The sequence below is a fragment of the Peribacillus sp. SRI_006 genome (assembly GCF_057586375.1).
Genome location: NZ_JBYCZT010000017.1, coordinates 14857 through 39945 on the forward strand (window position 1 = coordinate 14857; position 25089 = coordinate 39945).

The window sequence follows — 25089 nt, forward strand, 5'->3', positions numbered from 1 at the left end:
AATTATAGAGGGGTTGAGAACTTGATAGAAGGAATATATGAAGCACATTTGCCTGTAAAAAATTTAGATGTTTCATTGGAGTTTTATAAAAAGCTGGGTTTGGAACTTGCATGGCGTGATGAAGACACTGCTTTTTTTTGGATTGAAAAGGGGAAAAGTTGGTTAGGTTTATGGGAGGGAAATGAGTATCAAACGCCATATCATCCTTCCTTACGACATATTGCTTTTCGAGTTTCATATGAAAACTTAAAAGAATCTTTAAAATGGTTAGATTTTATTCAAGTTAAAGTCGTGCTATTTGGGGGTAGAAAATCTATTGAGCCATTTATTCGACCATATTCAGAAAATGCTTCCGTTTACTTTGAAGACCCTGATGGTAACAGTTTAGAAATGATGTGTTATGTTGAAGTTCCTAATGCTTTAAAACATATTACTGATAAGCTGTCCTTTGAAGATTGGGAGGAATTAGCTAAAAGTAAATTAAATAAAGAGAAGGCATAATTATTTATTTTTCTTAATGAACTAACGAGTGCTTTACTTCAATAAGGGAGGTTGCTGCAGCAGCCCTTTTTTATGTAACAGTGAAAACGCACAGTGAATGACGTTTGCTTTCACAATATGACTGTATGGATATGTGTAGTACAGCTTCCTCGTACTGCGACATAGCAAAATAACAGCTACTGTTGTTTCTGTTTCTTTTTTAAATTTGTAGAATTATAAATAGGGATAGTCTAATCACTATCCCTAAAAATACATATGATTTCGATTAACGAGTTCTTCCGCCTAATTGTTGTTCAGCCATTTGCACTAGACGTTTTGTAATTTCTCCACCAACAGATCCGTTTGCACGAGATGTTGTATCAGCGCCAAGTGTAACACCGAATTCACTAGCGATTTCGTATTTCATTTGTTCTAGAGCTTGCTCTGCACCATTAACTACTAATTGATTATTGTTGTTATTTCTAGCCATGTTGTCAGCTCCTATGAATATAATGTGTTGCTGGTCATAGGTTTTGATATTGTTAAGAGTTATATACATAGAATTTAAAATAAATTAAGACAGCTTTTTCTTATGGAACTATCGGGGCAGGTTAGGTCCACAATTCATTTGATTTTTTTTGGTAATATCGATAAAGGGTGGTGAGGAATTATGAAAAAGAATTATACGGTTTTCTTTTTACTTTTGTTTATTGTAGCTATTTCTAGTGGTATGGCACTTAAAAATTATTTCGACTATTCTATGATTATTGGAGTTGGTTTAGCGACAGTATCTTTATTAGCTGCTGGGTTTTCGCTCGGAAAAAGAAACAAGGTAAATAATTCACATCTTTAAAATTGTTAGTCATGGCAGGTGAGTTTTTTGTTAAATTACATCATTTTTATTATAGCTATTCTTATTATTGCAATAGTGTTTGAACGTTGGTTGAAGAAGAAATTAAAGATCGGTAAAAGTGAGGGGCGTTTTTACAAAAGTGTTAATAAATATCAGAAGTGGATTGAAATGTCTATGCTAATAGCATTTCTTATCTTAATATGGTTTGTTGATAATACTATCCCCTATCTTATTGGCTACTTCCTTATTTCATTAAGTTTTCGTGCTTTCATGGAATGGAAATATAAAAGAGAAAAAAAGGATTACATCTTAACTCTATACTCTATGTTTATTTACCTTTTTGTTTTGGTCATAGGCTTTTATTTAATTTAATATTATCTAAATAAAAACAGCCCCAATAAGGGACTTTTTTTACTGTGTTCTTAATGAACTAACGGGTGCTTTAGCTTAGGATCGGAGCTGTCTTAAAAGGCAGCTTTTTCTTTAAACAACTAATGGGCGGTTAGTTGAAGAAGTTTTCTCGATATGTACTGTTTCCCAAAGTTGTTTCTTACAGCTACAATAATGGTGAAACACAATGAGAAATTGAGAAGGAGCTTTTGCAGTTTGAATCTTATTAAATATTTTGGAATCCAATTTATTCTTTTTACTGTAATAATCCTAACAGGGTTTTACTCAGATAGTTACATAAGCAAGCCATTTACTTACACTGATTTAATAGCAATAATTATTCATTTTGCTATACTAATCGTCGTGTTAAATGGATACTTTAAGCTAAAAGAACGTCTAACGCCTATTCATTTATTTAATAGAGTTTTACTTTCTTTGTTAGCTTTTGTTATTACCATTATTTTTATAGAGATTTTAACAGGAGAATGAGATTTTATCCCTAATGAGCTGAAGTTCGGAGCTGTCTATAAGGCAGCTTTTTCTTATGGAACTATCGGGGCAGGTTAGTTGAATATGAATGTTACAATAAAAGAAAAATGAAGCAAGGTGATATTATGGTTGGAACGTTTTTTAGTTTTTTTGTTATCTTTTTTATTATTGCAAGGCTTGTTAGCCAAATGGGTAAGATTAGCTGGATGCCACTGATAAGAACAACTACGAGACAAGATGCAATATTAGCCATAATCTTTTCATTAATTGTCTGTTTTACTTAATGGATAAAACACTATTTAGACCATGTTGAAATATCAGCAAGATCGGAGCTGTCTTTAAGGCAGCTTTTTCTTTATGGAACTAACGGGGCAGGTTAGTTGAAGATTTAATACGTTGCAAAAAGGGATTAATACTGTTAAGGCGAATAGTTAATAATTGGATTTATTTTGAAATGGAGAGATTTTAAGAGTTAAGAAAAGACCTAAATAGAAAGGTTGTTTTATTTGAACAAATTTGACAGCGTTTCAGAAACAGAAAGATTAGTAATAAGACCATTAAAGGAAAATGATTTTAAAAATTGGCTTAGCGAATTTAAAAATAGACTTCCATCTCAACACAGGTATGATCAAGGGAAGATTGATATGAGTGAATGTTCAGAGGAATGGTTTACCAACTTAGTGGGAAAACATCAAGAATTAGCAGTGGATGATATAGCATATGTTTTTGGTGTCTTTAGGAAAGAAGACGGTACACATCTTGGAACGATAGATTTTTCCACCTTAGAGAGAAGTGACTTTCAATGGGGTAGGATAGGTTACAATATCCATAATCAATATTGGAGAAATGGTTATTGTAAAGAGGCAGTAAAAGAGGCCCTTAATATCGCCTTTAAAGACTTGAATTTCCACCGAATTGAGGCTCATATAAACGTTGATAACACACCTTCTTATAAGTTAGCAGAGAATGTAGGAATGGAGTTTGAATGCATAAGAAAAGGATTTATTTTTGAATTTGGTGAATGGACTGATAATCTGGTTTATTACATAAATTCCAAATAGAAAATTCTACAACTACAAGGTTCGGTAGGTGAGATCAGGGGCTACCATTCGGTGGCCTTTTTGCTTAATGAACTAAAGGGGCAAATTACTTCAGGATATGAAGGTATAATAAGATGTTAAGAGGTGATTAAAAAATGGCTAATGAAAAGTTATTTACAGCTATTTATATTCCAGAGACACCTTTTGTCAATGGAGAATTAAAGCCTAAAAAGGCAAAGAAATATAACTTTGAATTGTCAGTAAGTAAAAAAATGGTAAGTAATCTTTATCATTTTATTTATAAAAGGGAAGAAAAACAAATTCACAGTTATTATTTCGAGGATTTAGAAGATGGCTTGGAAAGATATTTGTTTGTGGAAAATAATGATTTATATGATGACTTTGTTTCGCAGTTTTGGGGCGGAGGACAAAGGTATTGGGAAAGTGGTATGGACGTTTATTTAGATGTAGATAGTCCTGAAGAGGTATTCGAACATTTAAACCATGTAGTTAACAATAGATTTTATGATGAGGATGAACCTATGCCTATGTGCCATATTTTTGGTCAGCAAATGTGGCATAGTGACGCTTACCTTATTGCAAATCGAACAGCTTTATTGGAATTAAAAGAGGCGATTGATGTTGCCTTAAAGCATGAAGAAACAAGATTGGGTCTAATGCCTTCTGATGACGAGGGATATGATTTATTCATTAAATGTGTTGAAGATGATTTTGAATGGGAAGAGTTAGAAATGCCTTATCATGATAGAGAATGTTATGTACCTGATGAATCGGTAGGTCTTCCTCCAAATAAAACTTTTAAAAAATATAAACTTTAGATAGAAGAATCCAATCTGCAAGTTGTTTTCTTAATGAACTAACGGGTGCGTTAGCTGAAGATCTAAGCTGTCTTTAAGGCAGCTTTTTCTTATGGAACTATCCGGGGCAGGTTAGTGCAATAAGGGGAATATTTAGAAGGACGTCGAATTAGGTTTAAAGGGAGTTATTCAAGTAACATAGCAAGTTCAGATATTATTTAATAATTTATATTTAGCTTTGTTGGGTAGTCTTCTTCAGAAGGCTATCTTTTTTTATGAAAAAATTTGATAATTATTGTTTACTTATCGAATACTCAATCGTTAATAGTGTAGGAGGGTGGTCATGGATGAACAACAATTAAGCTTGTACCTAAATAAAAAATTGAAGGCTGTGTATTTCTTTTTGCTAAAAATGGGAGCGATCAAAGAGGATGCGGAAGACATTGTTCAAGAAACGGCTTTTCAATTTGTGCAATATCTAGATACTCTTCAGGAAGAGTATGTTGATGCGTGGCTTTACAGAGTAGCAATTAATAAATATTACGATAGCTTAAGAAAACTTAAGTATAAAAATAATTATGTAAATACATTTAATCTCGAAGAGTTACTGGATTGGACAACACCAGAGCAAATTATTATAGAGAATGAATTACATATAATGCTATCAGAGTGTTTACGTAAAATACCACAAAAATATGCAGAAATACTGTTACTCAAATATAGTGGAGATTTATCCTTAAAGGATATTGCTATTATTTATGGTACAACGGATAAATCAATTAAAACACAGTTAGCAAGAGCAAAGAAAAAAATGAGAAAGATGATTGAGGAGGTAAAATGATTTGGATAAAGATTCAATTTTCAATGCCAAGGATGGGTTCCAACCATTGATAAAAAAAGCGAAAAAGAAATCATTAAAAAAGATAATTATGGTATCAACCATTGTGACGGTAAGTATCTTTATGGTTTTAGGAATCACTTTCATCATTGCGTATAATCAAATGCAACATTCAATGGAAGAGTATTTATCAGTGAAGAGGGCACAAAGCGAAGTTTATGGTGCGAATATCCATTTTGATAAATCTACAACTAGTTTTAGTATAGATTCCTCTATTAATCAGGACCAATATGTAAAAGAAATTGCAGGGATTCCATACACTTGGTACAACGAACAAACTTGGTTTAAAATTTATGATTCACCTACAACTATTTATGATAATTCAATAACATCAACAGATAGTTGGCAATTTTATCGAAATGGACAAAGAGTGGTTAATTTTTATGTTCCTGGTGGAAAAAAAGTAGAAGATGATCGTAAGTTACTTCAATCCTTAGCTCCAACTAGTTTGGTAGAAATAGGCATTTCATTTAAGAAAGAAATGAATACAAATCAAGTGCTGAAACAATTTCCAACTGCTCAGTGGGCATGGGTGCAAAACCCTGATGTCGAAGTATCAGTTAGGCCTGGGTATGTAATCGGAGACTATGCATATGGTTTTACAATTACATCTCCAGAAAAAGGGACTGACAATATAGCAGAAGACGTAAAAAACTTCGAGAAGGTATTATCAAATTTATCTCAAAAAAACGAGAAAGATACGAATGTAGAGCCATTAATAAAATCAATCAAACAGAAAGGAACTGTTCAGGTGAGTGGTATCATTTTAACAGGGAAGGTAAAAGATTTATTACCACTAATTGAACAAGATTCAGTAAACTATGTGAGCGTTGGAGTTATAATTCCTTATTAGGGATAGGAATATGATTCTCATGAAATAATTAATGGTCAACTAAATAAAGCTTTCTAAATAAAAATATGCTAGTAGCAATAAATGGATTTCACCACATCAACATCTTAATGAACTAACGGGTGCTTTAATTCATTAAGACTTACAAAAATAATTGTTTATCTCGGTCAATTTCTTAAGCTCTATTAATGATTATGTACTTATTATAAACCATAAGAAAAAGCTCTCCGGAACCGGACAGCTTTTTTGTTTGATCAAGTATCAACATTTACCATAGTGACTTAAGACTAATTCGATAGAGAGACTTAGCCACAGATAACGAATAGCTTAATAAGCCTTTTTAATAAGGCTCCATACTTCTTGTAACGACTTCCCGTCTATCCTGGATTGTTCTAATAATTGATCTGCTGAATCAAACGACTGTTGCGTATCTGTTTCGTAGTCAGCTAGGTGCCATTGGTTGGACTCTTCAATAACGTGATAAAGTTTATCTTGAAAAGCAAGACTAACCCTTTCCCCATTATGGACATCCTCTTTAAATTGTTCGAAGGAATAGTTTATTTTTTCAAAAATAAGTTCTGCCATCATTCGAACATCACTATCGACATCCTTCTTAAAATTTTCTAACAATGAATGGAGAATTTCCTCATCTAATCTATGTGTAAGAGAATTCCAAACACTTGTAGCAACCCAACTTCTCACACTTTCGTCGTGATAATTACTTAAAGTTAAAAGTTGATTTCCAAACCACTTCAAATCCACATCGCTTTGTGCTAAGTCCGGTATAGCATAAATTAATTCTTCTACATTATCTTCTTGTATAAACGTTTCAAAGTCCTGTTTACTGTATACCTTTACCTCCATTCCCTCAAAATTAAATTCCTCATTTTCAAGGTATAGGTTTTTTAGAAATTCATCAAAGCTATCTGCGATTTGTATGGTTTGTTCCAAATCAACGTCTACATAAACAATGGGGGGAGCAGACGTGGCATCGCGGTAATCAAATGCGAGCCAAGTATGACCGTCTCCATTGAATAAAATAAGTCCTTCCGGCAGTTCCCACTCTTTTATGTAATAATCATTTTCAAGAATTCCGTTTCCGGAACCAATCCCTTTAATGTGTTCCACTATAACAAAAGATTCACCCCAGACGGTAGGAACAGGAGACGGATGAGCATTACAGATTGGTTGTCCACCATTTTGTTGCTTAAGAATAGCAATGTAGGAGTCTGGTAACGTTACATTAAATAACTCTTCTGCCTTTTTTATAATTTCGTCTGTTAATGGTTGTAACATATACTCGTCATTACTTTCTTCCCATATACTTTTTACCAAAAAGTTCACCTCATAAATGTTTAATTATTATTTGATCTACCGGCTCTTTCTTGTACAAACTTTCCTCGGTTGTTGAAAAACCGTTCTTACATCATACTACAAAAATAAATAGCCTATTTTTTTCTTCAACAGTTTTTTCGAAAACAGCCTTCAATTAATCTTCCCAATGACCCTTTTTTAGCTAAAAGGCTCTCTACTTCATTACAGGAGTTGCAGCAACCCCTTTCCTAATGGAACTATCGGGGCAGGTTAGTTCCATAACGAATTGGATTTTTATGGTATAATTTTAAAGGTTGCAACGGATCCTGTATCATTCTCACTCTTCGGTCACCTTTCTCTATATCATTACCGACCAAGACACAAATAACGTATTGAAAATATTAGTGTTTTTCACTGAAGTTTTGTTTCATTCGTAGTGATCGTTATAAATTACAGAAAAGGACGATTTATTATGTCTAAAAAAATAGTAATTATTCTAGGAGCATTTATATTAACTCTACTTACTTTAAATAATCCTTTAACTGTTATGTGGGAAACCTCTGGAGTATTTGAAGTTTGGAGTTTTTGGATTATAGTTCTTGTTCTATTTTTCTATTTATGATTCTATTCTAAGCCTTTTTTGCTTAAACGGGTGCGTTAGCTGAATCGTAGCTGTCTATATGGCAGCCTTTTTCTTATGGCACTAACGGGGCAGGATTGTTCAACAAGAAGATTGCAAAAAAGACCGCCTATACTGGCGATCTTTCGAATCTACGTATTAAAAAACTAAGCAGCATCTTTTATCTCTCTTGTTTTGTTAGCAAATAGTTTTTCTTTAAGAGTTGGCATAATCATACCATCTACCCCATATCTTCCTGCATTCATAGCAGAAACTAGGATAAACATTAACAATAAAACAAGTTGTGGGTTTGTACTTGTAGTACCACTAAACATATAAGAAAAGTTCATCGCCATTCCAAAAAACACTGCTGTTTTTGTAAAACAACCGATTAATAGACCTAGACCTACAAATAGTTCTCCCCAAGGAACTAAGAGGTTAAATACCTCTATATTAGGAATCGCTATATTTTTTAGAAATACCACCCACCATTCTTGAACTGCCGGATGTTCTCCTGTTGCGTTGGCCAACGCACCCTGTAAAAAGCCAGAAGCATCAAACTGTCCACTTGCTATTTTCCCCCAACCAGCCATAATCCACGTATATCCGATATATACACGTAATACAGCTAAGAGTATAGAAATGTTTTTGTTTTGTCTTAGAGCATCAATCATCATGTTTTTCCCCCAATAGTTCAAAATAAAAAGTGCTAAGAAATATAATAACATAACTGAAAATGATTTTCATTATCATTTATGTGAAGAATATGTAAAAAAAGGCCCAAACAACTATGGAATATGATTAAAAAAATAAATTCCCTAATATACCGAGTGGTGCAAACCGTTGATACTCCAATGTTTATAGAGGGAGGATAGTTGAAGAAGGAATTGAAGAAACAAAAAGAGAATAGGTACTGTTAGTTAAAATGATTTCTATAGAAAGAAGGATTAATATGGCATATTGCAAAGTTCGCCAAGCTGAAATTTATTATGAAGATTTAGGGGAAGGGAAACCAATTTTAATGATACACGGTTATTCTCCGGACCATCGATTAATGAGTGGTTGTATGGAACCAATATTTACTAATAGGGAGGGGTGGCGACGTATTTATATCGACCTGCCTGGGATGGGATTAACAAAAGAATATAACGAAATAAGTAGTTCTGATGAAATGCTGGATGCTGTTTTAGAGTTTATTCAAGCTGTAATTCCTAACCAAGAGTACGTAATTGCTGGGGAATCTTACGGTGGCTATATAGCTAGGGGCATTATTGAAAAGCATCAAGAACAAATACTTGGTGCAGCATTTATATGTCCTCTTATTATTCCTCTTCCAGAAAATAGAACAGTTGAGATACATAAAATAATGAGAGCGGATGAGAAGTTTATTGGAAATTTATCAACGGGTGAATTAGAAGATTTTAAAAATAACAACATTATACTTGATGAGTACACATGGTTAAGGTACAACAAAGAAATTCTAAGTGGTTGTAAAATTGGAGATGAAAAGTTCCTAAATAAGGTTAAGAATAAATATGGGTTTTCTTTTAAGATTGACCAGTCTGATTTTATTAAACCCAGTGTATTCCTGTTAGGAAGACAAGACTCTTCGGTTGGATATAAAGATGCTCTTGACATAGCAAACAAGTATCCGCGAGGAACATTTGCTGTATTGGATATGGCAGGTCACAATTTACAAATTGAACAACCACAACTTTTTAGCACTCTATTAAATGAATGGTTGGATAGAATTGAAGAGTTCCAAAACTAATACTTAACGAAGTAATTGAAGTTTGTGAAAGAATAGTGCTTAAACTAACGGTAGCTTTAGCATAGGATTGAAGGCGGCTATTTCTTATGGAACGGGGAGGTTAGTGAAATAACAATCCTTTGTAAATCTTATATTGTTATAATGGAAATAAAAGCTTAATTTTAGGAGATAAAAATGTTTGATAAAATTAAGATTTGGGCGAGGAGTCTAAAACGACAAATTTTTATCCTTTACTTTGCTTGTAAAGATGAACGGGTGCCTTGGCATGCAAAGGTATTTACGGCTTGTGTTGTGGCTTATGCATTCAGTCCGATAGACTTAATACCCGATTTTATACCCATTCTTGGCTACTTAGACGATGTAATTCTCGTTCCAATAGGGATAATGATTGCATTAAAGATGATACCAAAGAGTGTATTAACCGACTGTGAAGTTAAGGCAGAAGAAATGATGAAAAAGGGTAAGCCGAAGAATTGGATAGTCGGCTCACTAATAGTAATGATTTGGGTCTTCATTATAATATGGGCTATTATATATATTTATCGTTTAATGAACTAACGGTTGCTTTACTTCACTAGGATGCACAAGAAGACCTTTATAGGTGGTCTCAGTTTGTAGACAAAAGGGGTTCGGAATTAAAAAATTCTGAACCCTTTTTGAAATTCCCTTTGAATTTTCGCCTAAAGTTAAGAGAGTGGGGCTCTACGAACCCAATATGTTAGGCCATTTTTGGACCTTACCATGTCCAATTGGCCATCTTCTTTAAATTAATGACAGCCTACATTTTACGAAACAAATGGTTCGGTGGCACCTGTTGATCTAAAGTAATCATTTCAAGTTGATCTCGCTGAATAGAATCTCGTTTAGTAAGCATCCTCATCACCTCAAGTTTTAATACTTCAATTTTAAAACAAAAATGACTCCAGGCAAAAGTGTTCTATCTAAAAGGTAAGACATAGTTGATTGGAGCGGGTGTTCGAGACTCCTGCTTAGAAAAGCGCGTCTAGGGGAGACCCCGCAGGCGAAAGCTGAGGGCCGACCGCCCGCGGAAAGCGAGTGCCCTACGTTCCAATCAACGTCCAAATTGTACAAGCCATAAAAATAGACAAACTCGATTTTCATCGAGTTTGTCTACAGTCTGAGACCACTTATAGGTGGTCTCTTTTATTTGTTCAAAAATCAACATTAATCTTTAACAAAGCCATGGTTAAAAAGCGATCTTAATATAGTCAATGGAATCATTCTATTATAAAAAGTGATTTTCCCTCCATTAATTTGTGGTACAAGAATCGGATTCTCTGAAGTTGATGCATTGTCATCTTTTATTTTTTAAGGATCTTAGACTTTCCATATCCCCATTTACTATCACATCAATATGAGCAGAGATGATATCAATATCTACATCCCACCATTTAATTTCCAGCAGTTCGTTAATGACTTCTTTTGAGAAGCGGGTTTTAAGTTTCTTTTCGGGATTCCCTCCAACGATGGTGTAAGGTTCCACATCTTTGGTAATAACCGATTTGGCGGCTACAATTGCACCATCCCCGATTTTTATTCCAGGCATGATGACAGTATCCATTCCTATCCAAACATCATTTCCAATAATGGTATTGCCTTTAAACGGCAACTGGTCTAACGTTGGCGTATACTTTTCCCATTCGTGTCCAAAAATGTTGAAGTTGCAGGGCCTACCTCCATTACCCCCTAATAAGCTAAGAAGGTTAAGCTTAAAGCTCTCCAGAACCACCCCGAATTTCAATTTTATTATGCGAAAAATTTGTCAATGACACCCCACGGAATCAGACTTTGCAAAAAAAAAAAATTAAGGGACCCCTTGAATGTAGATTCGAAAAAGGTCGGGAATTTCGGGATTCCCTCCTAATTTTGGAGGGTTATATCGCTCTCTTTTCAAATGAAACAAGTTGAAGAGCCATAATTGAGTAAAAAAAGCACCTTGCTTACCTATTAAATAGGCTGTTCAAGGTGCTTGTATTATTTGTTTGAAAATTCCCTGAATAAGGTTATAATTAAAAGTGTTGGAGAACCTAGCCAACTAGACACCCTTAGAGAATTGCCTTGTCCGCTACTTTCTAAGGGTGGATATTAATATTCTGGCTCATGCTTGGTTGAATTTCGGGTATGGAATGATGGTGTGTAATGGATGGATTTGTTTTTCCATTCAGGATGGCATTTAACACAACCAGTGTTATTGTACCCATCACGACTCCGTTTCCACATATTAATTGGACTGTTTCCGGGAATTTATCGAATGCTTCCGGGACCCCCTTGACTGCCAGACCGACTCCTATCCCAAGTGCAATCGTCAATTGATTGGAAGGTTTGCTTAAATCAGCTTTGGCTATCATCCCCAAAGCTGCAGATAGAAGCATGCCGAACATTGGTATCATGGCCCCGCCCAGAACGGGTAAAGGGATCATCGTCGTAAGACCGGCAACCTTAGGCACAAAAGCTAGAAAGATTAGGATACAACCTGCCGTGACTACTACCGAGCGCTGAGTTACCTTTGTCAGCAAGACCAAGCCAACATTTTGTGAGAAGGTAGAATGGTTGAAAGAGTTGAAGATACCGCTTATGAAGCTCCCTATTCCTTCTGCACGAAGGCCCTTTTCCACATCTTTTTCGGTTATTTCCTTCCCGCATACTTCCCCGAGTGTCAAAAAGACGCCTATACTTTCCACAGCTATGATTAAAGAAATGATTGTCATAGTGATAATAGATGAAAGGTCGAAGGTAGGTACCCCAAAATAAAAAGGAGTCACCATTGTAAACCAGCTGGCCTCTGTAAAGCCAGAGGTATCGACCATACCTAAAAAACCAGCCAATATAGTGCCGAGAATCATGGCGAAAAGAACTGAAACCGCTTTCAAGAAACCTTTGGTAAGTGTATTCAATAAAAGGAAACTCACTAGTGTAAAACAGGCTAGCATTAGATTCATAGGATCTCCAAAGGTGGGGGAACCTACTCCGCCCGCTGCATTTTTCATGGCAACTGGCATTAATGACACGCCTATGATTAATATGACGGACCCTGCAACAATTGGTGGGAAATAGGGTATTAATTTACCGATTACTCCTGATAAAAGGGCAACAATTATTCCGGATACCATAACTGCCCCTAAAACCCCGGTTATACTATGGACCGATCCTATGGCTATTACTGGCTCGACCACGATAAAAGAAACAGCCATTAAAGCAGGTAATCTTATACCAATTCCTTTACCGCCAATAACTTGAAGCAAGGTGACTATCCCGCAGGCGAGTAAATCAAACGAGATCAGGTATATGATCTGTTCTTGTGTCAACCCGATTGCAGGACCGACGATTAGTGGAACAGCTACCGCTCCTCCATACATTACACAAACATGCTGTAAACCTAACAATAACGTGTTTAGTTTGCTCAATTTTTCCATGTTTGCCCCCTTTTAATTAGTCACGACTTTCCAATTATATGAATGTAACGAAATCGCCTCCTTGTGATTTTGTAAATACTTCCTTATGGATGGTTTTGCTGTTGCTTATTAAGAAACGCTATTTACAAAATCGGTGTATTTTTATATTATCACCGCCATAATGCTAAATCAAGACTATTTTTTGGAAAAATATGAATATTCATTCTAGTTCATTCTGTATATAATTAAGAAGAATAGGGGGAGAAATATGTATTTAACGATCGAAAAAGCTTTGAAACTTCCTGCCCTAAACCAAGTGGAAGTTATTGGAGGAAGTCAAGGGTTAACTCGGGTAATTAATTCAGTAAGTATAATGGATCATCCGGATATATCATGGATTAAACGAGGGGAACTCCTGCTGACAACCGGTTATGTGTTTAAGGATGACCTGAATGCTCAAATCAATCTTGTTAGGGAATTGTCGAAAAGAGGAAGTGCTGGATTAGCTATCAAGATTAAGCGGTTTCTTTCTACGATTCCTCCTGGAATGGTGGAAGAAGCGAACAAGTACAATTTCCCACTGCTGGAGATTCCTTATGAAATGCCTTTATCCGACTTATTATTCAGCTTTACATATGAACTTGTTAATAAGGAGAAAGTGAAAAACAATGGAAAAGGAAGTGTTGAAGTTTTTCATTCTCTTTTGAATGGGGAAAATAGGAGTTCATCTTTTATCCCCCAATTACAGGAATTTGGCTTTAATCCCGATAGGCCATATATTCTGCTCTTAATAAACGGAACGAAAGAAGAAGGGGATTCATTCTTTCCAATTGGCAGAATGTTGGAGAAATTAAGCGAAACGGAAAGGGAAGATTTCAAGTATTGGAATATCGACTTCGATGGTCAATTGATTATCCTGCAAGGGAAAGGGATGGTGACTGATGAACACCTGCTTATGCAGGCTCAAAGAATTGCCATCCTTTTAGAAGGTCTTATATCCAAAGATAATCCTGGCACTTCACTATCCATGGGGTTAAGCAAGGTGAAAAAAGAAATCTACAATATGAAAGAAGGGTTTATTGAAGCTAAAAAGGCCATTCAACTGGGCTCGAGGCTTAACCCGACTAATATCAATGATTACGCAAGCGTTGAAGTTGAAGATCTAATAAACCAAATCCCTAAGGATGCCATAACTCAATACGTGCTATCCATGATTCAGCCGCTTATTGTATATGATAGGGAAAATGAGGGGGAGTTATTAAAAACGCTGGAAACCTATCTATTTTCAAGAGGGAGAATAGAAGATGCGGCACGGGCTTTGTTTGTGCACCGAAATACTGTAAAGTTCCGTTTGTCTAGAATTGAAGACTTATTAGGCGTTGATTTAAAATCGAGGGATATTGCTTTTAAATTGCAGTTTAGTATAAAGGCTGCGAAGTTATTATTACATGACTAGGTAAAGGAAGCAATCGGGAATCAACTGTTACTGCCCATGAAAAACTGCCAGGGAATGAAGGATCCCTGGCAGTTTTTCATTTGTATGGGCCATTTCTTATCGATTATCCAGCAGGCGTTTGGCATATAGGGCAAGTTTTAAAGTGAACAGATCATCATTGCTTAATTCCATTCCTAATAGTTTTTTTATGCTTTTAATTCGAAAATGGATAGTGTTTCGGTGTACTCCCATTTTTCTGGCCGTTTCAGCAGGTCGAAGATTGCATTGCAAATATGCCTCCAAGGTTTTGATCAGATCAGACTGGGTTTCATCGTCATGGTCCTTAAGTGGTGCTAAATTACCTGTAACAATATCCATGAGCACATTTTTTGGAGCATACTGCAAAATTTTAAATGTTATTAATTCTTTGTAGCCGTAAATTTCCTTTCCTGGGTTCAATCGTTTTCCCAAATCAATAGATTGTAAAGCTTCCTGTAAGCTATTGGCCAGGTTATTAATACCTGTATGATAGTTACCGACTCCCAGTGTAAGTTCCATTGGCAGGTGTGTAGATAAAGTAGAGATAATCTGTTGGCTTATCTGGGTGACTTGTGAATAAAAGCGGGTGTTCTCTAGGGGGATGGTATCCAGATAAATGATAACTAGACTGCCCTTGATATTCCTTATGAGCTTATCGATTTTATATTGCTCGGTTAATGTTTCAATTGTCTTGATAAGCTGTTTATAAGTATTGGAATCATTCCTTTGATTCCATTGCAGCGTTAAAGGTAAAACCGTACATATGAAGCCCCCAGTAATTTGTTGGAAGCTGGATTTGTCCTCCGTCATTCCTAAAATCCCGTAACTTAAATTTTCGGCACCAACTCCGGAAATATCCTCCATGCTATAACTTTGCCCTTTTTGTTCATTCTGTCTCGTCACTATTTCACGAAGCAGGGGAGACATGATATCTGATAGCGAAAACTCAGGGGGGATTTTGAGAATAGGCAAATTGGCCATATTGGCAATGCTGATGGTGGTTTGCGGAATTTCCTCCAGTTTGATGAACAATCCTGAACAATTCATTTTTGCCAATTCGATTACGAATTGGTCTAATTGTTGCGGATTATCTTGAAATAAGTATCCGGTTGTTAGAATCAATTCATTTGGCTTCAACCAGGAAAGCACATCAGGAGCATCAAAGCTATTGATGGATTCTATTTCTCTATTAAGTCCCTGCATGCCAGCTGCCACTTGGCATTGTTTGATCTGTGGTAATTTTAATGCATCAGTCATCGTTAAATGCATGATAGGTCCCCTTCGCTGTGCCTTTTTTCTCTAATTTAACTAATTTTTTGAATATTGGCAACTGGATCTAAGCTATTAAGATGGCCTGTTCTTTAAAAGGTGAGTGCGGTAAGCACAAAGGGGTTGGAAAAATATTAGCTTTTTCAGCTAATGACCTATAAATGAACGCACGTATATAATTCAATTAAGTTAAGAATGTTTTGAATTATAAAAAAATAATTGGAAGAAGGGAGGGCCCGTATTGATATCTGACCTTAATAGCATTAATGAGTTGAACAAGGCGGCATTCATCGAAAAGTTAGGTTGGGTATATGAACATTCTCCATGGATAGCAGAGCGTTCATGGGAGTACAAGCCATTCATTTCCGTAGAGGACCTAAAACAGAAAATGGAAGTAGTTGTGCAAAATGCCTCATTACCGGAACAGCTCCAATTAATCAAGTCTCACCCGGACTTAGCAGCCCGGATTGATATGGCTGAAGCATCAGTTAAAGAACAATCCGCAGCCGGTTTGAATTCGCTTTCTCCGGATGAATATGAAGAATTTCATGCGCTAAATAATCAGTATAAAGAAAAGTTTGGATTTCCGTTCATATTTGCTGTCCGTGGCAGCGATAAAACGGTGATAAAGGCAGAGATGAAAAGAAGGATTGGTTTGGATCAGGCAAATGAACTTAAGGAAGCCATCAAGCAAATCCACTTAATCGCCAGCCACAGGTTATCTGATTTTATAAATTAGGAGGAGGAATAATATGACAGCTCAAAATGAAAACAGAACGATGTATTACGGTAAAGGGGATGTATTTGTATACAGGACTTTTGTGCAGCCTCTTACAGGTTTGAGGAAAATACCGGAATCAAGTTTCACAGAAAGAGATAATACTATTTTCGGATTCAATTGCCAGATTTCTCTAAAAGGGGAAGCTTTTTTATCTTCTTTTACGGAAGGAGATAATAGCTTGGTGGTTGCAACGGATTCCATGAAAAACATCATTCATCGCCAGGCGGCCAATTATCAAGGAAATACGGCGGAAGGATTTTTAAAGTTCATATGTGAAGTTTTCCTTGATAAGTATAGCCACATAGATGCAGTGGAACTGACAGCAACTGAAGTTCCCTTCGATCATGTACTCGTTCCAAAAGGGGAAGGACATGAAAATAGTGATGTTGTCTATCGATGTTCCAGAAATGAAAGGGCTACCACTACAATCGAAGTCAAAAGGACACCTACCGGAAGCAAAATCGTTAAGCATTCAAGTGGGATAGTTGATGTCCATTTAATCAAGGTTAAAGGAAGCTCTTTTTATGGATTTATTCAAGATGAATACACCACATTGCCAGAAGCTCAGGATCGTCCACTATTTATCTACTTGGATTTCGATTGGGAATATAGCCGCTGGGAGGATGGCACTGGAGCGGATCCAGAAAAATATGTAGCAGCGGAACAAATTTGTGATATTGCAAACACAGTGTTCCATGAACTGAATAACCGTTCGATACAGCAGCTCATTTATCATATTGGCATTAGGATTCTGGAACGTTTCCCTCAGCTGGCGAATGTTCAATTTAAAACCAATAATCGTACCTGGGAAACCGTTGTGGAAACCATTCCGAATTCAGAAGGAAGTGTTTATCAGGAACCACGTCCTCCGTTTGGCTTCCAAGGCTTTGTCGTTACACAAGAAGACGTTAAACAAAAAAAGGCAGCTGATTCAACTGTAGGGGCTTCCCGATAATGGACAGTAAGCTGACCACACATGTTTTAGACCTCTCTAAAGGTCTGCCGGCAAAAGGGATGAAGATAGAACTTTGGGCCATAGCAGAACAGGGAGACCATTCTTTCATAAAAGAGGTCTGTACAAACAAAGATGGGCGAGTGGATGATCCGCTTCTTCAAGGAGATGATCTCAAACCAGGTGAGTATGAGCTTGTCTTTTATGTCGGGGAATATTTCAATGATGGTGCGAATGATCCAAATATAAGGCCATTTTTAAATAAGGTCCCACTTCGTTTTGGAATAGAAAGTAATGAAGAACATTATCATGTTCCTCTGCTTGTTGCTCCGGGAGGATATAGCACCTACCGAGGAAGCTAATAAATCAGTAAGAGAGTTGGAGGGTTCAATTTGGCACATGAGCGTACTGGTGCAGTGACTTTAGGCGGGAATCCAGTGACCTTGATTGGTCCTGAACTAAGAGTAGGGGATATGGCCCCTGACTTCACACTATTAACAAATGACCGTCGTAAAGTACATTTAACAGACTATAAAAATAAGACATGCATCATCACGACTGTTCCTTCGCTTGATACTGGTGTATGTGACTTACAAACAAGGCTCTTAAATGAAGAAGCAAGCAAAATGGGTGATGATGTAGCGGTGTTGGCTATCAGCGCAGACCTTCCCTTTGCTCAAGCAAGATGGTGCAAAGAAAGTAATGTCGAAGCTATAACCATTCTCTCCGATCACTTTGATTTGTCTTTTGGTACTGCATATGGAACGTATATGAAAGAACAACGATTGGAATGCAGGGCAGTATTTGTAATAAATCAAGAAGGAACCATTAAGTATGTGGAATATGTACCGGAAGTCACGGATCACGCAGATTATGAATCCGCATTGCAGGTAGCGAAGGAAGTGATAAATAAAGCTGGTGCAGCTAAATAAACATTTTCCCTCACGAAGGATAGTAAAAGTACATTCTATTATCCGCAAGGCCGTCCGATTTTCAAAAGCTGGACGGTCTTTTGTTGATACTGAATTAAATTAGTAGTTTTCCAGTGACTTATCCAGGCCTCTTTCAAAAGTTAAAATATAATTACTATAATTAAACATTAATTCCTTTTATTTGAATGATATTCATGCTATAATGAAAGTCCAATAGCTTTATATAATATGGAAGCGCTTCCTTATTCGAGGAAGTGCCCTTTTTATGTTTTCACTTACTTATTAACATAACAATGCTAGAAACACCTGAAATAGAAATAAGTATACGCGTAAACTCCTGAAACCCGTCATCTCAGCTCCTGCCACTTCAATTTCTTGATGATACAACAAACAGCCCCTGCAATGATATTTTCTACATCAGCAAATGGCAAAATCTATCGAGGGACTATTTCCTTTTTAAAACTACTCTTCTGGTCATATCCATTCCCACTTAAGAAAGATCCGTGGTTTAATTCAATAAAAGTTAAAAAGCCCTTGCCTTCTTTTATTTCTTGTTGAAGGTGAGAGCCTTTCATTGTTCCCATATCAATTTATCAATATAAGCATCTTTAGTTTTTCATGAGTTCGGAAAAACGAAGAAGATTATGTCAGGAATTTGCAAGAATTTTAGGCGGAGACGGAATGATTACTCCAGAAGGAGTATGCTTGGTGCAAAAGTTTCGTAATATTAAATTCACAATACTTGATCGCAGAACGCAATCTCCACTAGTCAATCCGCAATTTTTTACGTTTGAAAATGTTGATAGTAGGGGGAATGCGTTAAATTTAGGGGAAACAGTTCTTTTACAAGAAGAAGTTAACCCGTTATTAACTGAACTTAGAAAAAGGGACCTTTTAGTTACTTCTCTTCATAATCACTGGTTATTTGAAGAACCTCGTGCAATGTATATGCACTTTGAATCGATTGAACCACCACTAGATTTTGCTAAAAAAGTTAGAGATGCATTTAGAGTATTAAAAGTGTAGTCAGACTATAAGAGGCAAGCCTTACATCAGTGAGATTATCAATCCCACTGATGTTTTCTTTTTTGTATATCATGTCTTTTATTTTTCTTCGGAGCAGGCCGCATGGCATCTTGTGCAGTTTCTAAGTTACCGGATTAGGGATATCAAAAGTACATATTAGAACATCATTACTAGCATGTCTGAGCCTTTTTAGCTTAATTTGAAGAATTTCCAAATTTTCAAAGGTATTCAATTTATTATGTCCTGAAATAATAAGAAAAAATGCAGGAGAGGTCAAATGAAAAACAATACATTATATCAAGTAATTATCGCTATTTTTATATTTGTCTTAATGGTCGATCAGTCGGTCTATGCCATGGAATGGGAAGATGAAGAAGGACCTATAAGTTTTAAAATTGAGATGTTACCTTGGGAGATTGTAAATAACATTATTCCTGATAAAACAAATTTCACCATAATCGATATTGAAACTGGTTTATCATTTAAGGTACAACGAAGGGCAGGCAGCCATCATGCCGATGTACAGCCATTAACCAAAGAAGATACTCAAATCATGAAGAAAATTTATAATAATAAATGGAGTTGGAATAGAAGAGCCATTATTGTATTAATCAATAATCAAATGATTGCTGCATCCATGCACGGAATGCCACATGGTGCTGGTGCTCTTCCAAATGGTTTTTCAGGTCATTTTTGTGTTCATTTCTCTGGAAGTATTACGCATCGTTTGAAAAACGAAGATCTTTCTCATAAATTAATGATATTGAAAGCCGCTGGTAAGCTTGATGATTATATACAAACCGTAAATCCTTATGAACTTATACGTATTTTTACCATTGCCATTAATCAAGGAAATCAGGAATTATTAGCAATGACCTTATCAAATCCGAGTCACCCTAACCGTGTCAATAAACTTGTTAAAGATATTACATATTTTGGAGTGGTTGATCCTTTAAGACAACCGCCTGAACAGCTAAATGGTCTATTTCTCGTGGATGTACCCGTTCAAGTAGCTATTTATAAGAAGAAAGATGGCAAAGAAAAAAAGGTTATGCATTTTATGATCCGCAAGGAGAGTTTGCCTGATCGTTGGTTTATTGATCAAGATGCAATTTATGAAGACTTGAGGTGAAAATTGTGAATGTTCAAGGAAACCAACCCAGGAGGTGCATTCAATGAGATTAACATGGATTGCCGGACTTTTGCTATTCGTTCAACCAGTGAATATTTCAGAAAGCTTATTGGTAACACACCAAGGACAAACGATTGCCAGTGTCAACCATGCTGATATTACGATGCCCTACCTGGATGTTCCTATGTTGGACGTGGATAAATACAATCAATTTGTCGAAAAAATAGACCGGCAAGTTTACCAAAAACCTGTAAATGCCACAATGGACAAGCAAGGTAAAATTCTACCTGGGCGGGTAGGTTACAAGCTATACCATCAAGCTTTTAAAGAGCAATTTCATTCCTTTTTGTACAGTAGTAGATCATACAAACTAGAAGTACCTTTGCTTGCTATTCATCCAAAGGTTGACAGTGAAATGCTTGCGGAAATTCGTGAAAAAAAGATAGGTGAATATAGAACCTATTTTAATGTGAACAATAAAAATCGTTCAAATAATATCTCACTTGCTACAGAAGCCATTAATAATTATGTCGTGTTTCCAGGAGAGGTCTTTTCTTTTAACCAAGTTGTTGGCAAGAGGTCAGTAGAAAAAGGATATTTGCTCGCTCGGGTTATCGTTAAAGGAGAGTTTACTGAAGGGATTGGCGGAGGGATTTGCCAGGTTTCATCCACCTTGTTTAATGCTATCGACAATGCAGGGTTGCAAACGGTTCAACGCTATTCCCATACAAGGAGCGTTCCGTATGTTCCATCTGGCCGCGATGCTACAGTAAGCTGGTATGGGCCAGATTTTAGTTTTAAAAACAAGTACAATCAACCGATCCTGATCCGGGCTACAATCCAAGGAGGAATGGTGAGTATCAAGGTTTACTCTTCAGGTATGATCAATTATAAAATACGAAAGATTCCCGATGCTTCAAAGCAGATATCCAAAGAACAAATTATTCGTTCGTAAAAGTACCGTATACGAATGGGGGCACCTTAGGCAAATTTGGTGTATATATAGAAGAAACTCGTAAAAAAACGGCCTTTGCTCATTGGAGCAAGGGCTTGTTTAGAGATGGGGAGGAAACAGCTTTTTCTTTTTCGGGACAGATTACTTGAACAAGCCAATCCATGTCCATGCTACAATCATTACAAGCATAGCCATTAATATAAGTTGATGTTTGGGAGATCACTATGGGAAAAATAAAAATAGCTTTACTGCACCTATTGCCCATCGCTGGTGATGTGGAGCATAACCAAAAACTGATTGAACAAGCCATTCATATTGCAGCAAATAAAAATGCCGAATGGATTATAACACCCGAACTATGTGTAAGCGGACTTCAATTCAATCATAAGATTGGGACTGGATGGATTAACAAGCAACCTGATGCTTGGATGAATAATTTGGGCAGTAAACTAAAGAATTTGAAAAGCACTGTATTTTTGGGCTGCCCTGAAAAAGGCAGTGACGGAGAGTTGTATAATTCTGTGTTTGTCATAGATAAAAAAGGTCATTTAATAGGTAAACAGAGAAAAATCAGTGTTATTGATGATTGGTCAGCATCAGGGGAAGTATTGGAGCCAATAAAAACAGACAATGTTGAGGTTGGTATTATGATTTGTGCAGACGCATATAACAAAGATATTGCTTGCACCTTATCTGAAAAAGGAGCAGAAATATTACTTGCACCGTCTTCTTGGGGTCCCGGATTACATGGTCCGGAGGGAGAATGGGAACAAAGGTCACTAGATACAGGGCTGCCCGTAATAGTCTGTAATCGTACTGGCGAAGACGAAACGGTCCGTTTTTGGGATGCAGAAAGCATGATCATAAAAAATGGTGTACCCCTCCTGACTCATAAATCAAAACAATCAGCCATACTTACCTTTGAATGGGATTTACAAAGCATGGATTTACTATCGACTCATTTCGACATCGATTACATATAATGAAAACTACTCCAACTCTTGTTGATAAAGGGTGCGCCAGTTTCTTATGGAACGATACATGAGGAGATAACAAATGGATGGTGGTACATCGCCACACGGTAACTCCATCGAAAAAAGCCTATCTCTTGTGAGGGTAAGAGGGAGATAAAGCTAAACAAATGAAAATCCACTTTCAATAATCCTTGAAAAAAATCAAATTATTCACTTTTAGTTTGTAGGTCGCATTCCTCCGTTGAAGAATGCGGCCTTTTCAATAAATAATTGCAAGCAAATTACAACAATTCTAATCGGGTTTAATACCCTCGGTTCCGATCTACCATTCCACTTAATGGTTGTTCACTTGAAAATCGCTTTAAATTTTCAATGAAAAAGCTGCTCACTTCGTTAATCGTACTTGGTCCTGACAGGTGGGAAGTGACAAACACATTCGGCATGGACCAGAAGACATGTTCTTTTGGCAACGGTTCTGTCTCAAATACATCGAGGACCGCTCCCTGTAGATGCCCTGCTCGCATGACAGATAGTAAATCCCCTTCATCTATCAATGCTCCGCGGCCAACGTTGATAAGGTAAGCGTTGGACTTCATCGCTAAAAGAAGGTCCTGGTTAATGATATGATAAGTGGAATCCGTTAAAGGAAGGGTCAGGACCAAATAATCCAGATCTTTTACAAATTCACCCCATTGATCTGGAGTAAAGTGGAGATCCACGAGTGTTGCTTGTTTTCCACTAAAGCTTAACCCATGCACATTCATATCAAATGCCCGGGCTTTACGTACAAGTTCAGCGCCAATCGATCCAAGTCCAGCCACCCCGATTGTTTTCCCCTTTAGAGTTTCAGAAATGAAAGGATCCCATCTCCGCTCCAATTGCGATTGTCTCATCCGAGGACCGTCTTTCACTATGTCCAAGAGAAACGAAAATACATATTCAGAGATGTAAGCACCAAATTGGTCAATAATTCGAGTTATTGTAATGTTTTGAGGTATCGATTTGTCTGCAATCAAATCATTGACCCCGGCTCCCATTGATTGAAACCAGCGAACAGATGAGGCAACTGGTTTACATAGTAATTGCGTCGGGAAATTCCATCCCAAAATAACTTCAGTGCCGGGTAAATATTTTTCTGCTTCCTCCAAAGTTTTCGCTGTCTTTACCGATATAAACCCACTATTTCGGATATGATCAGCATAAGCATCGACCTCTGACTGAATGGGACTAAATACAAGAATGTTTGGTTTGTGTGTACCCGCCATTGGCTCTCTCCTTATTGATTCTTTATATATAGTATAAATTCTTTCTCCTGAGTCGTACATGGATAAAAAAACAGTGCATTTCTTTCGAGTATGCACTGCTTTTTAAAATTTCTCCAGAATCATTCGTTTTATTTATTTAATAAAATGGCTTCTGCGTTACTAGGCTCTAGAACTATTTGCAGTGCTCTTTCTTCTTCATCGTTTAAAGGGATCAATGGTAAGCGGACACCTCCAACATGTACCCCCCGCATATTTAATGCTGATTTTACTGGTCCCGGGCTTGGTGCAGCAAATAATGCTTTCATGATTGGAAGAAGTGTACGATGTGCAGCGGCAGCGCCAAGGACATCACCATTTTTAAAGCTATTGATCATTTCTTGCATTTCATTACCAATTATGTGTGAAGAAACCGAAACAACGCCTGTTCCACCGATGGCTAAAACCGGTAATGTCAACCCATCATCGCCGCTGTACAAAGTAAAATCACTAGTTGTTTTGCTTATGATTTGTGCCATGGCATCCAAGTCACCACTTGCTTCTTTTACTGCCACGATATTGTTGATTTTTGAGAGGCTGACAATCGTCTCCACTGACATGTTTACAACACTTCGTCCTGGAATATTATAAAGCATTACCGGTAATGATGTTGAATGGGCTATAGCGCTAAAGTGCTGAAATAATCCTTCTTGAGACGGCTTGTTATAGTAGGGGGTGACGAGCATGATTCCGTCGACTCCTGCGGCCTCCGCTTGCTTTGTTAAGCTGATGGAAGCTCTCGTGTTATTTGAGCCGGTTCCAGCTATGACTGGAACTCTTCCATCAACAACATCTACAACAAATTTGAATAAATCTATTTTCTCTTCTTGAGTTAAGGTAGGGGACTCTCCAGTTGTACCAGCTATTACTAATCCATCAGAACCATTAGCAATCAAATGGTTTACTAAAGTTCTCGTAGCATTAAAATCAACCTCTTCATTATGATTGAACGGGGTAACCATTGCGGTTAAAACTTGGCCAAAATTCATAACTTCACACCCTTTTGTATAATTTTTAAAAATATTCAGAGGTGGTTAGGGCCATTCAGGAGTAAACGCAAAAAAGCAACAACGAGGATTCGCTGCTGCAGTAGAAACAATATTTACCAAAAAATGTTTCCGCGCATAAGATAGCCCTCCATATAGTTTCCTATATGACAGTTCTGTATTTATTCAATAGCAGAACCAGCTTCAAGAACATGAGATTCTTTCCGCTTCGGCAAATTCCCCTTTCCACAATAGTCATAGGATCTCATTCTCCTCAAAATGTGTACTAATGGTCTTTGCTCCTCTATCCTCACTTCAAAAAAATTTGAAGTAAGAAAATATTTAATTGATTGTAATATAACAGGGAATCCA

Annotated in this window: 25 protein-coding genes, 1 pseudogene and 1 riboswitch; of the genes and pseudogenes, 18 read left to right on the forward strand and 8 right to left on the reverse strand. The window is 36.8% G+C overall.

The genetic code is table 11. From position 1 onward, the window contains the following. The first annotated feature begins 21 nt into the window (after positions 1 to 21). Positions 22 to 501: a VOC family protein gene (locus AC2YHV_RS22255; protein WP_487374182.1), complete on the forward strand. Its 480-nt coding sequence runs from the start codon at positions 22 to 24 to the stop codon at positions 499 to 501. A gap of 265 nt (positions 502 to 766) precedes the next feature. Here the strand turns inward: AC2YHV_RS22255 and AC2YHV_RS22260 are convergent, their stop codons facing one another. Then, on the reverse strand, positions 767 to 970 hold the full coding sequence (locus tag AC2YHV_RS22260; protein WP_034315006.1) for an alpha/beta-type small acid-soluble spore protein: 204 nt from the start codon (positions 968 to 970) through the stop codon (positions 767 to 769). Between the two features lie 180 nt (positions 971 to 1150). On the opposite strand from AC2YHV_RS22260, the gene AC2YHV_RS22265 reads away from it, so the two are divergent. The 6 genes from AC2YHV_RS22265 (at position 1151) to AC2YHV_RS22290 (ending at position 5821) form a co-directional block, all read left to right on the forward strand. Continuing rightward, positions 1151 to 1333 carry a hypothetical protein gene (locus tag AC2YHV_RS22265; protein WP_487374183.1) on the forward strand — a complete coding sequence of 61 codons (183 nt, stop codon included), beginning with the start codon at positions 1151 to 1153 and terminating at the stop codon, positions 1331 to 1333. Between the two features lie 75 nt (positions 1334 to 1408). Continuing rightward, a complete protein-coding gene (locus tag AC2YHV_RS22270; RefSeq protein WP_487374232.1) occupies positions 1409 to 1705 on the forward strand; it encodes a DUF4181 domain-containing protein in 297 nt (98 codons plus the stop codon). A 1013-nt stretch (positions 1706 to 2718) separates the two neighbouring features. Then, positions 2719 to 3273: a GNAT family N-acetyltransferase gene (locus tag AC2YHV_RS22275; protein ID WP_283906174.1), complete on the forward strand. Its 555-nt coding sequence runs from the start codon at positions 2719 to 2721 to the stop codon at positions 3271 to 3273. A gap of 134 nt (positions 3274 to 3407) precedes the next feature. Then, complete coding sequence (locus AC2YHV_RS22280) at positions 3408 to 4091, forward strand: hypothetical protein (protein WP_264896878.1); 684 nt, start codon at positions 3408 to 3410, stop codon at positions 4089 to 4091. Between the two features lie 322 nt (positions 4092 to 4413). Beyond that, positions 4414 to 4911 (forward strand): RNA polymerase sigma factor, encoded by a 498-nt coding sequence (locus tag AC2YHV_RS22285; RefSeq protein ID WP_098177314.1) that lies wholly within the window; start codon positions 4414 to 4416, stop codon positions 4909 to 4911. A 1-nt stretch (position 4912) separates the two neighbouring features. Next, positions 4913 to 5821 carry an anti sigma factor C-terminal domain-containing protein gene (locus AC2YHV_RS22290; RefSeq protein WP_487374184.1) on the forward strand — a complete coding sequence of 303 codons (909 nt, stop codon included), beginning with the start codon at positions 4913 to 4915 and terminating at the stop codon, positions 5819 to 5821. 324 nt (positions 5822 to 6145) lie between these two features. On the opposite strand, the gene AC2YHV_RS22295 is transcribed toward AC2YHV_RS22290, so the two are convergent. Then, positions 6146 to 7153, reverse strand: coding sequence for an SMI1/KNR4 family protein (locus AC2YHV_RS22295; RefSeq protein ID WP_487374185.1), 1008 nt, complete (start codon positions 7151 to 7153; stop codon positions 6146 to 6148). Positions 7154 to 7918: 765 nt separating this feature from the next. Continuing rightward, positions 7919 to 8428, reverse strand: coding sequence for a DoxX family protein (locus AC2YHV_RS22300; RefSeq protein ID WP_487374186.1), 510 nt, complete (start codon positions 8426 to 8428; stop codon positions 7919 to 7921). 275 nt (positions 8429 to 8703) lie between these two features. Here AC2YHV_RS22300 and AC2YHV_RS22305 point away from each other — a divergent pair, with 275 nt between their 5' ends. Together AC2YHV_RS22305 and AC2YHV_RS22310 are read left to right on the forward strand one after the other, a co-directional pair. Next, the gene (locus AC2YHV_RS22305; protein WP_487374187.1) at positions 8704 to 9522 is read left to right on the forward strand and encodes an alpha/beta fold hydrolase; all 819 of its coding nucleotides are present in this window, start codon (positions 8704 to 8706) and stop codon (positions 9520 to 9522) included. A 174-nt stretch (positions 9523 to 9696) separates the two neighbouring features. Next, positions 9697 to 10080 carry a YkvA family protein gene (locus AC2YHV_RS22310; RefSeq protein WP_063575042.1) on the forward strand — a complete coding sequence of 128 codons (384 nt, stop codon included), beginning with the start codon at positions 9697 to 9699 and terminating at the stop codon, positions 10078 to 10080. Between the two features lie 757 nt (positions 10081 to 10837). On the opposite strand, the pseudogene AC2YHV_RS22315 reads toward AC2YHV_RS22310, so the two are convergent. Both AC2YHV_RS22315 and AC2YHV_RS22320 read right to left on the reverse strand, forming a co-directional pair. Continuing rightward, positions 10838 to 11203 (reverse strand): annotated as a pseudogene (locus AC2YHV_RS22315) (CatB-related O-acetyltransferase); the annotation flags it as partial. Positions 11204 to 11615: 412 nt separating this feature from the next. After that, entirely contained in the window at positions 11616 to 12956 is a 1341-nt protein-coding gene (locus AC2YHV_RS22320; protein ID WP_487374188.1) for a nucleobase:cation symporter-2 family protein, read from the reverse strand. A gap of 247 nt (positions 12957 to 13203) precedes the next feature. Here AC2YHV_RS22320 and AC2YHV_RS22325 point away from each other — a divergent pair, with 247 nt between their 5' ends. Further along, positions 13204 to 14391, forward strand: coding sequence for a PucR family transcriptional regulator (locus AC2YHV_RS22325; protein ID WP_411739067.1), 1188 nt, complete (start codon positions 13204 to 13206; stop codon positions 14389 to 14391). A 96-nt stretch (positions 14392 to 14487) separates the two neighbouring features. Here the strand turns inward: AC2YHV_RS22325 and AC2YHV_RS22330 are convergent, their stop codons facing one another. Then, complete coding sequence (locus AC2YHV_RS22330; protein ID WP_487374189.1) at positions 14488 to 15678, reverse strand: PucR family transcriptional regulator; 1191 nt, start codon at positions 15676 to 15678, stop codon at positions 14488 to 14490. 241 nt (positions 15679 to 15919) lie between these two features. Here AC2YHV_RS22330 and uraD point away from each other — a divergent pair, with 241 nt between their 5' ends. The 8 genes from uraD (at position 15920) to AC2YHV_RS22370 (ending at position 22439) form a co-directional block, all read left to right on the forward strand. After that, a complete protein-coding gene (gene uraD, locus AC2YHV_RS22335) occupies positions 15920 to 16417 on the forward strand; it encodes a 2-oxo-4-hydroxy-4-carboxy-5-ureidoimidazoline decarboxylase (RefSeq protein WP_487374190.1) in 498 nt (165 codons plus the stop codon). A gap of 13 nt (positions 16418 to 16430) precedes the next feature. Beyond that, entirely contained in the window at positions 16431 to 17414 is a 984-nt protein-coding gene (gene pucL, locus AC2YHV_RS22340) for a factor-independent urate hydroxylase (protein WP_053536436.1), read from the forward strand. After that, entirely contained in the window at positions 17414 to 17773 is a 360-nt protein-coding gene (gene uraH / locus AC2YHV_RS22345; protein WP_057277121.1) for a hydroxyisourate hydrolase, read from the forward strand. The genes pucL and uraH overlap by 1 nt, the downstream gene beginning before the upstream one ends. Before the next feature lie 30 nt (positions 17774 to 17803). Next, complete coding sequence (gene tpx, locus AC2YHV_RS22350; protein WP_063575047.1) at positions 17804 to 18343, forward strand: thiol peroxidase; 540 nt, start codon at positions 17804 to 17806, stop codon at positions 18341 to 18343. A gap of 618 nt (positions 18344 to 18961) precedes the next feature. Further along, positions 18962 to 19369, forward strand: coding sequence for a DUF1259 domain-containing protein (locus AC2YHV_RS22355; RefSeq protein WP_487374191.1), 408 nt, complete (start codon positions 18962 to 18964; stop codon positions 19367 to 19369). Between the two features lie 277 nt (positions 19370 to 19646). Continuing rightward, the gene (locus AC2YHV_RS22360; protein ID WP_330501704.1) at positions 19647 to 20501 is read left to right on the forward strand and encodes a hypothetical protein; all 855 of its coding nucleotides are present in this window, start codon (positions 19647 to 19649) and stop codon (positions 20499 to 20501) included. A gap of 43 nt (positions 20502 to 20544) precedes the next feature. Further along, entirely contained in the window at positions 20545 to 21456 is a 912-nt protein-coding gene (locus tag AC2YHV_RS22365) for a VanW family protein (RefSeq protein ID WP_487374192.1), read from the forward strand. Between the two features lie 224 nt (positions 21457 to 21680). Further along, a complete protein-coding gene (locus tag AC2YHV_RS22370; protein ID WP_487374193.1) occupies positions 21681 to 22439 on the forward strand; it encodes a carbon-nitrogen hydrolase family protein in 759 nt (252 codons plus the stop codon). A 293-nt stretch (positions 22440 to 22732) separates the two neighbouring features. Here the strand turns inward: AC2YHV_RS22370 and AC2YHV_RS22375 are convergent, their stop codons facing one another. Beyond that, positions 22733 to 23695, reverse strand: coding sequence for a D-2-hydroxyacid dehydrogenase (locus tag AC2YHV_RS22375; RefSeq protein ID WP_487374194.1), 963 nt, complete (start codon positions 23693 to 23695; stop codon positions 22733 to 22735). Between the two features lie 128 nt (positions 23696 to 23823). Continuing rightward, positions 23824 to 24720, reverse strand: coding sequence for a 4-hydroxy-tetrahydrodipicolinate synthase (gene dapA, locus AC2YHV_RS22380; RefSeq protein ID WP_487374195.1), 897 nt, complete (start codon positions 24718 to 24720; stop codon positions 23824 to 23826). 133 nt (positions 24721 to 24853) lie between these two features. Continuing rightward, positions 24854 to 25032, reverse strand: a riboswitch (Lysine riboswitch). Between the last annotated feature and the right edge of the window lie 57 nt (positions 25033 to 25089).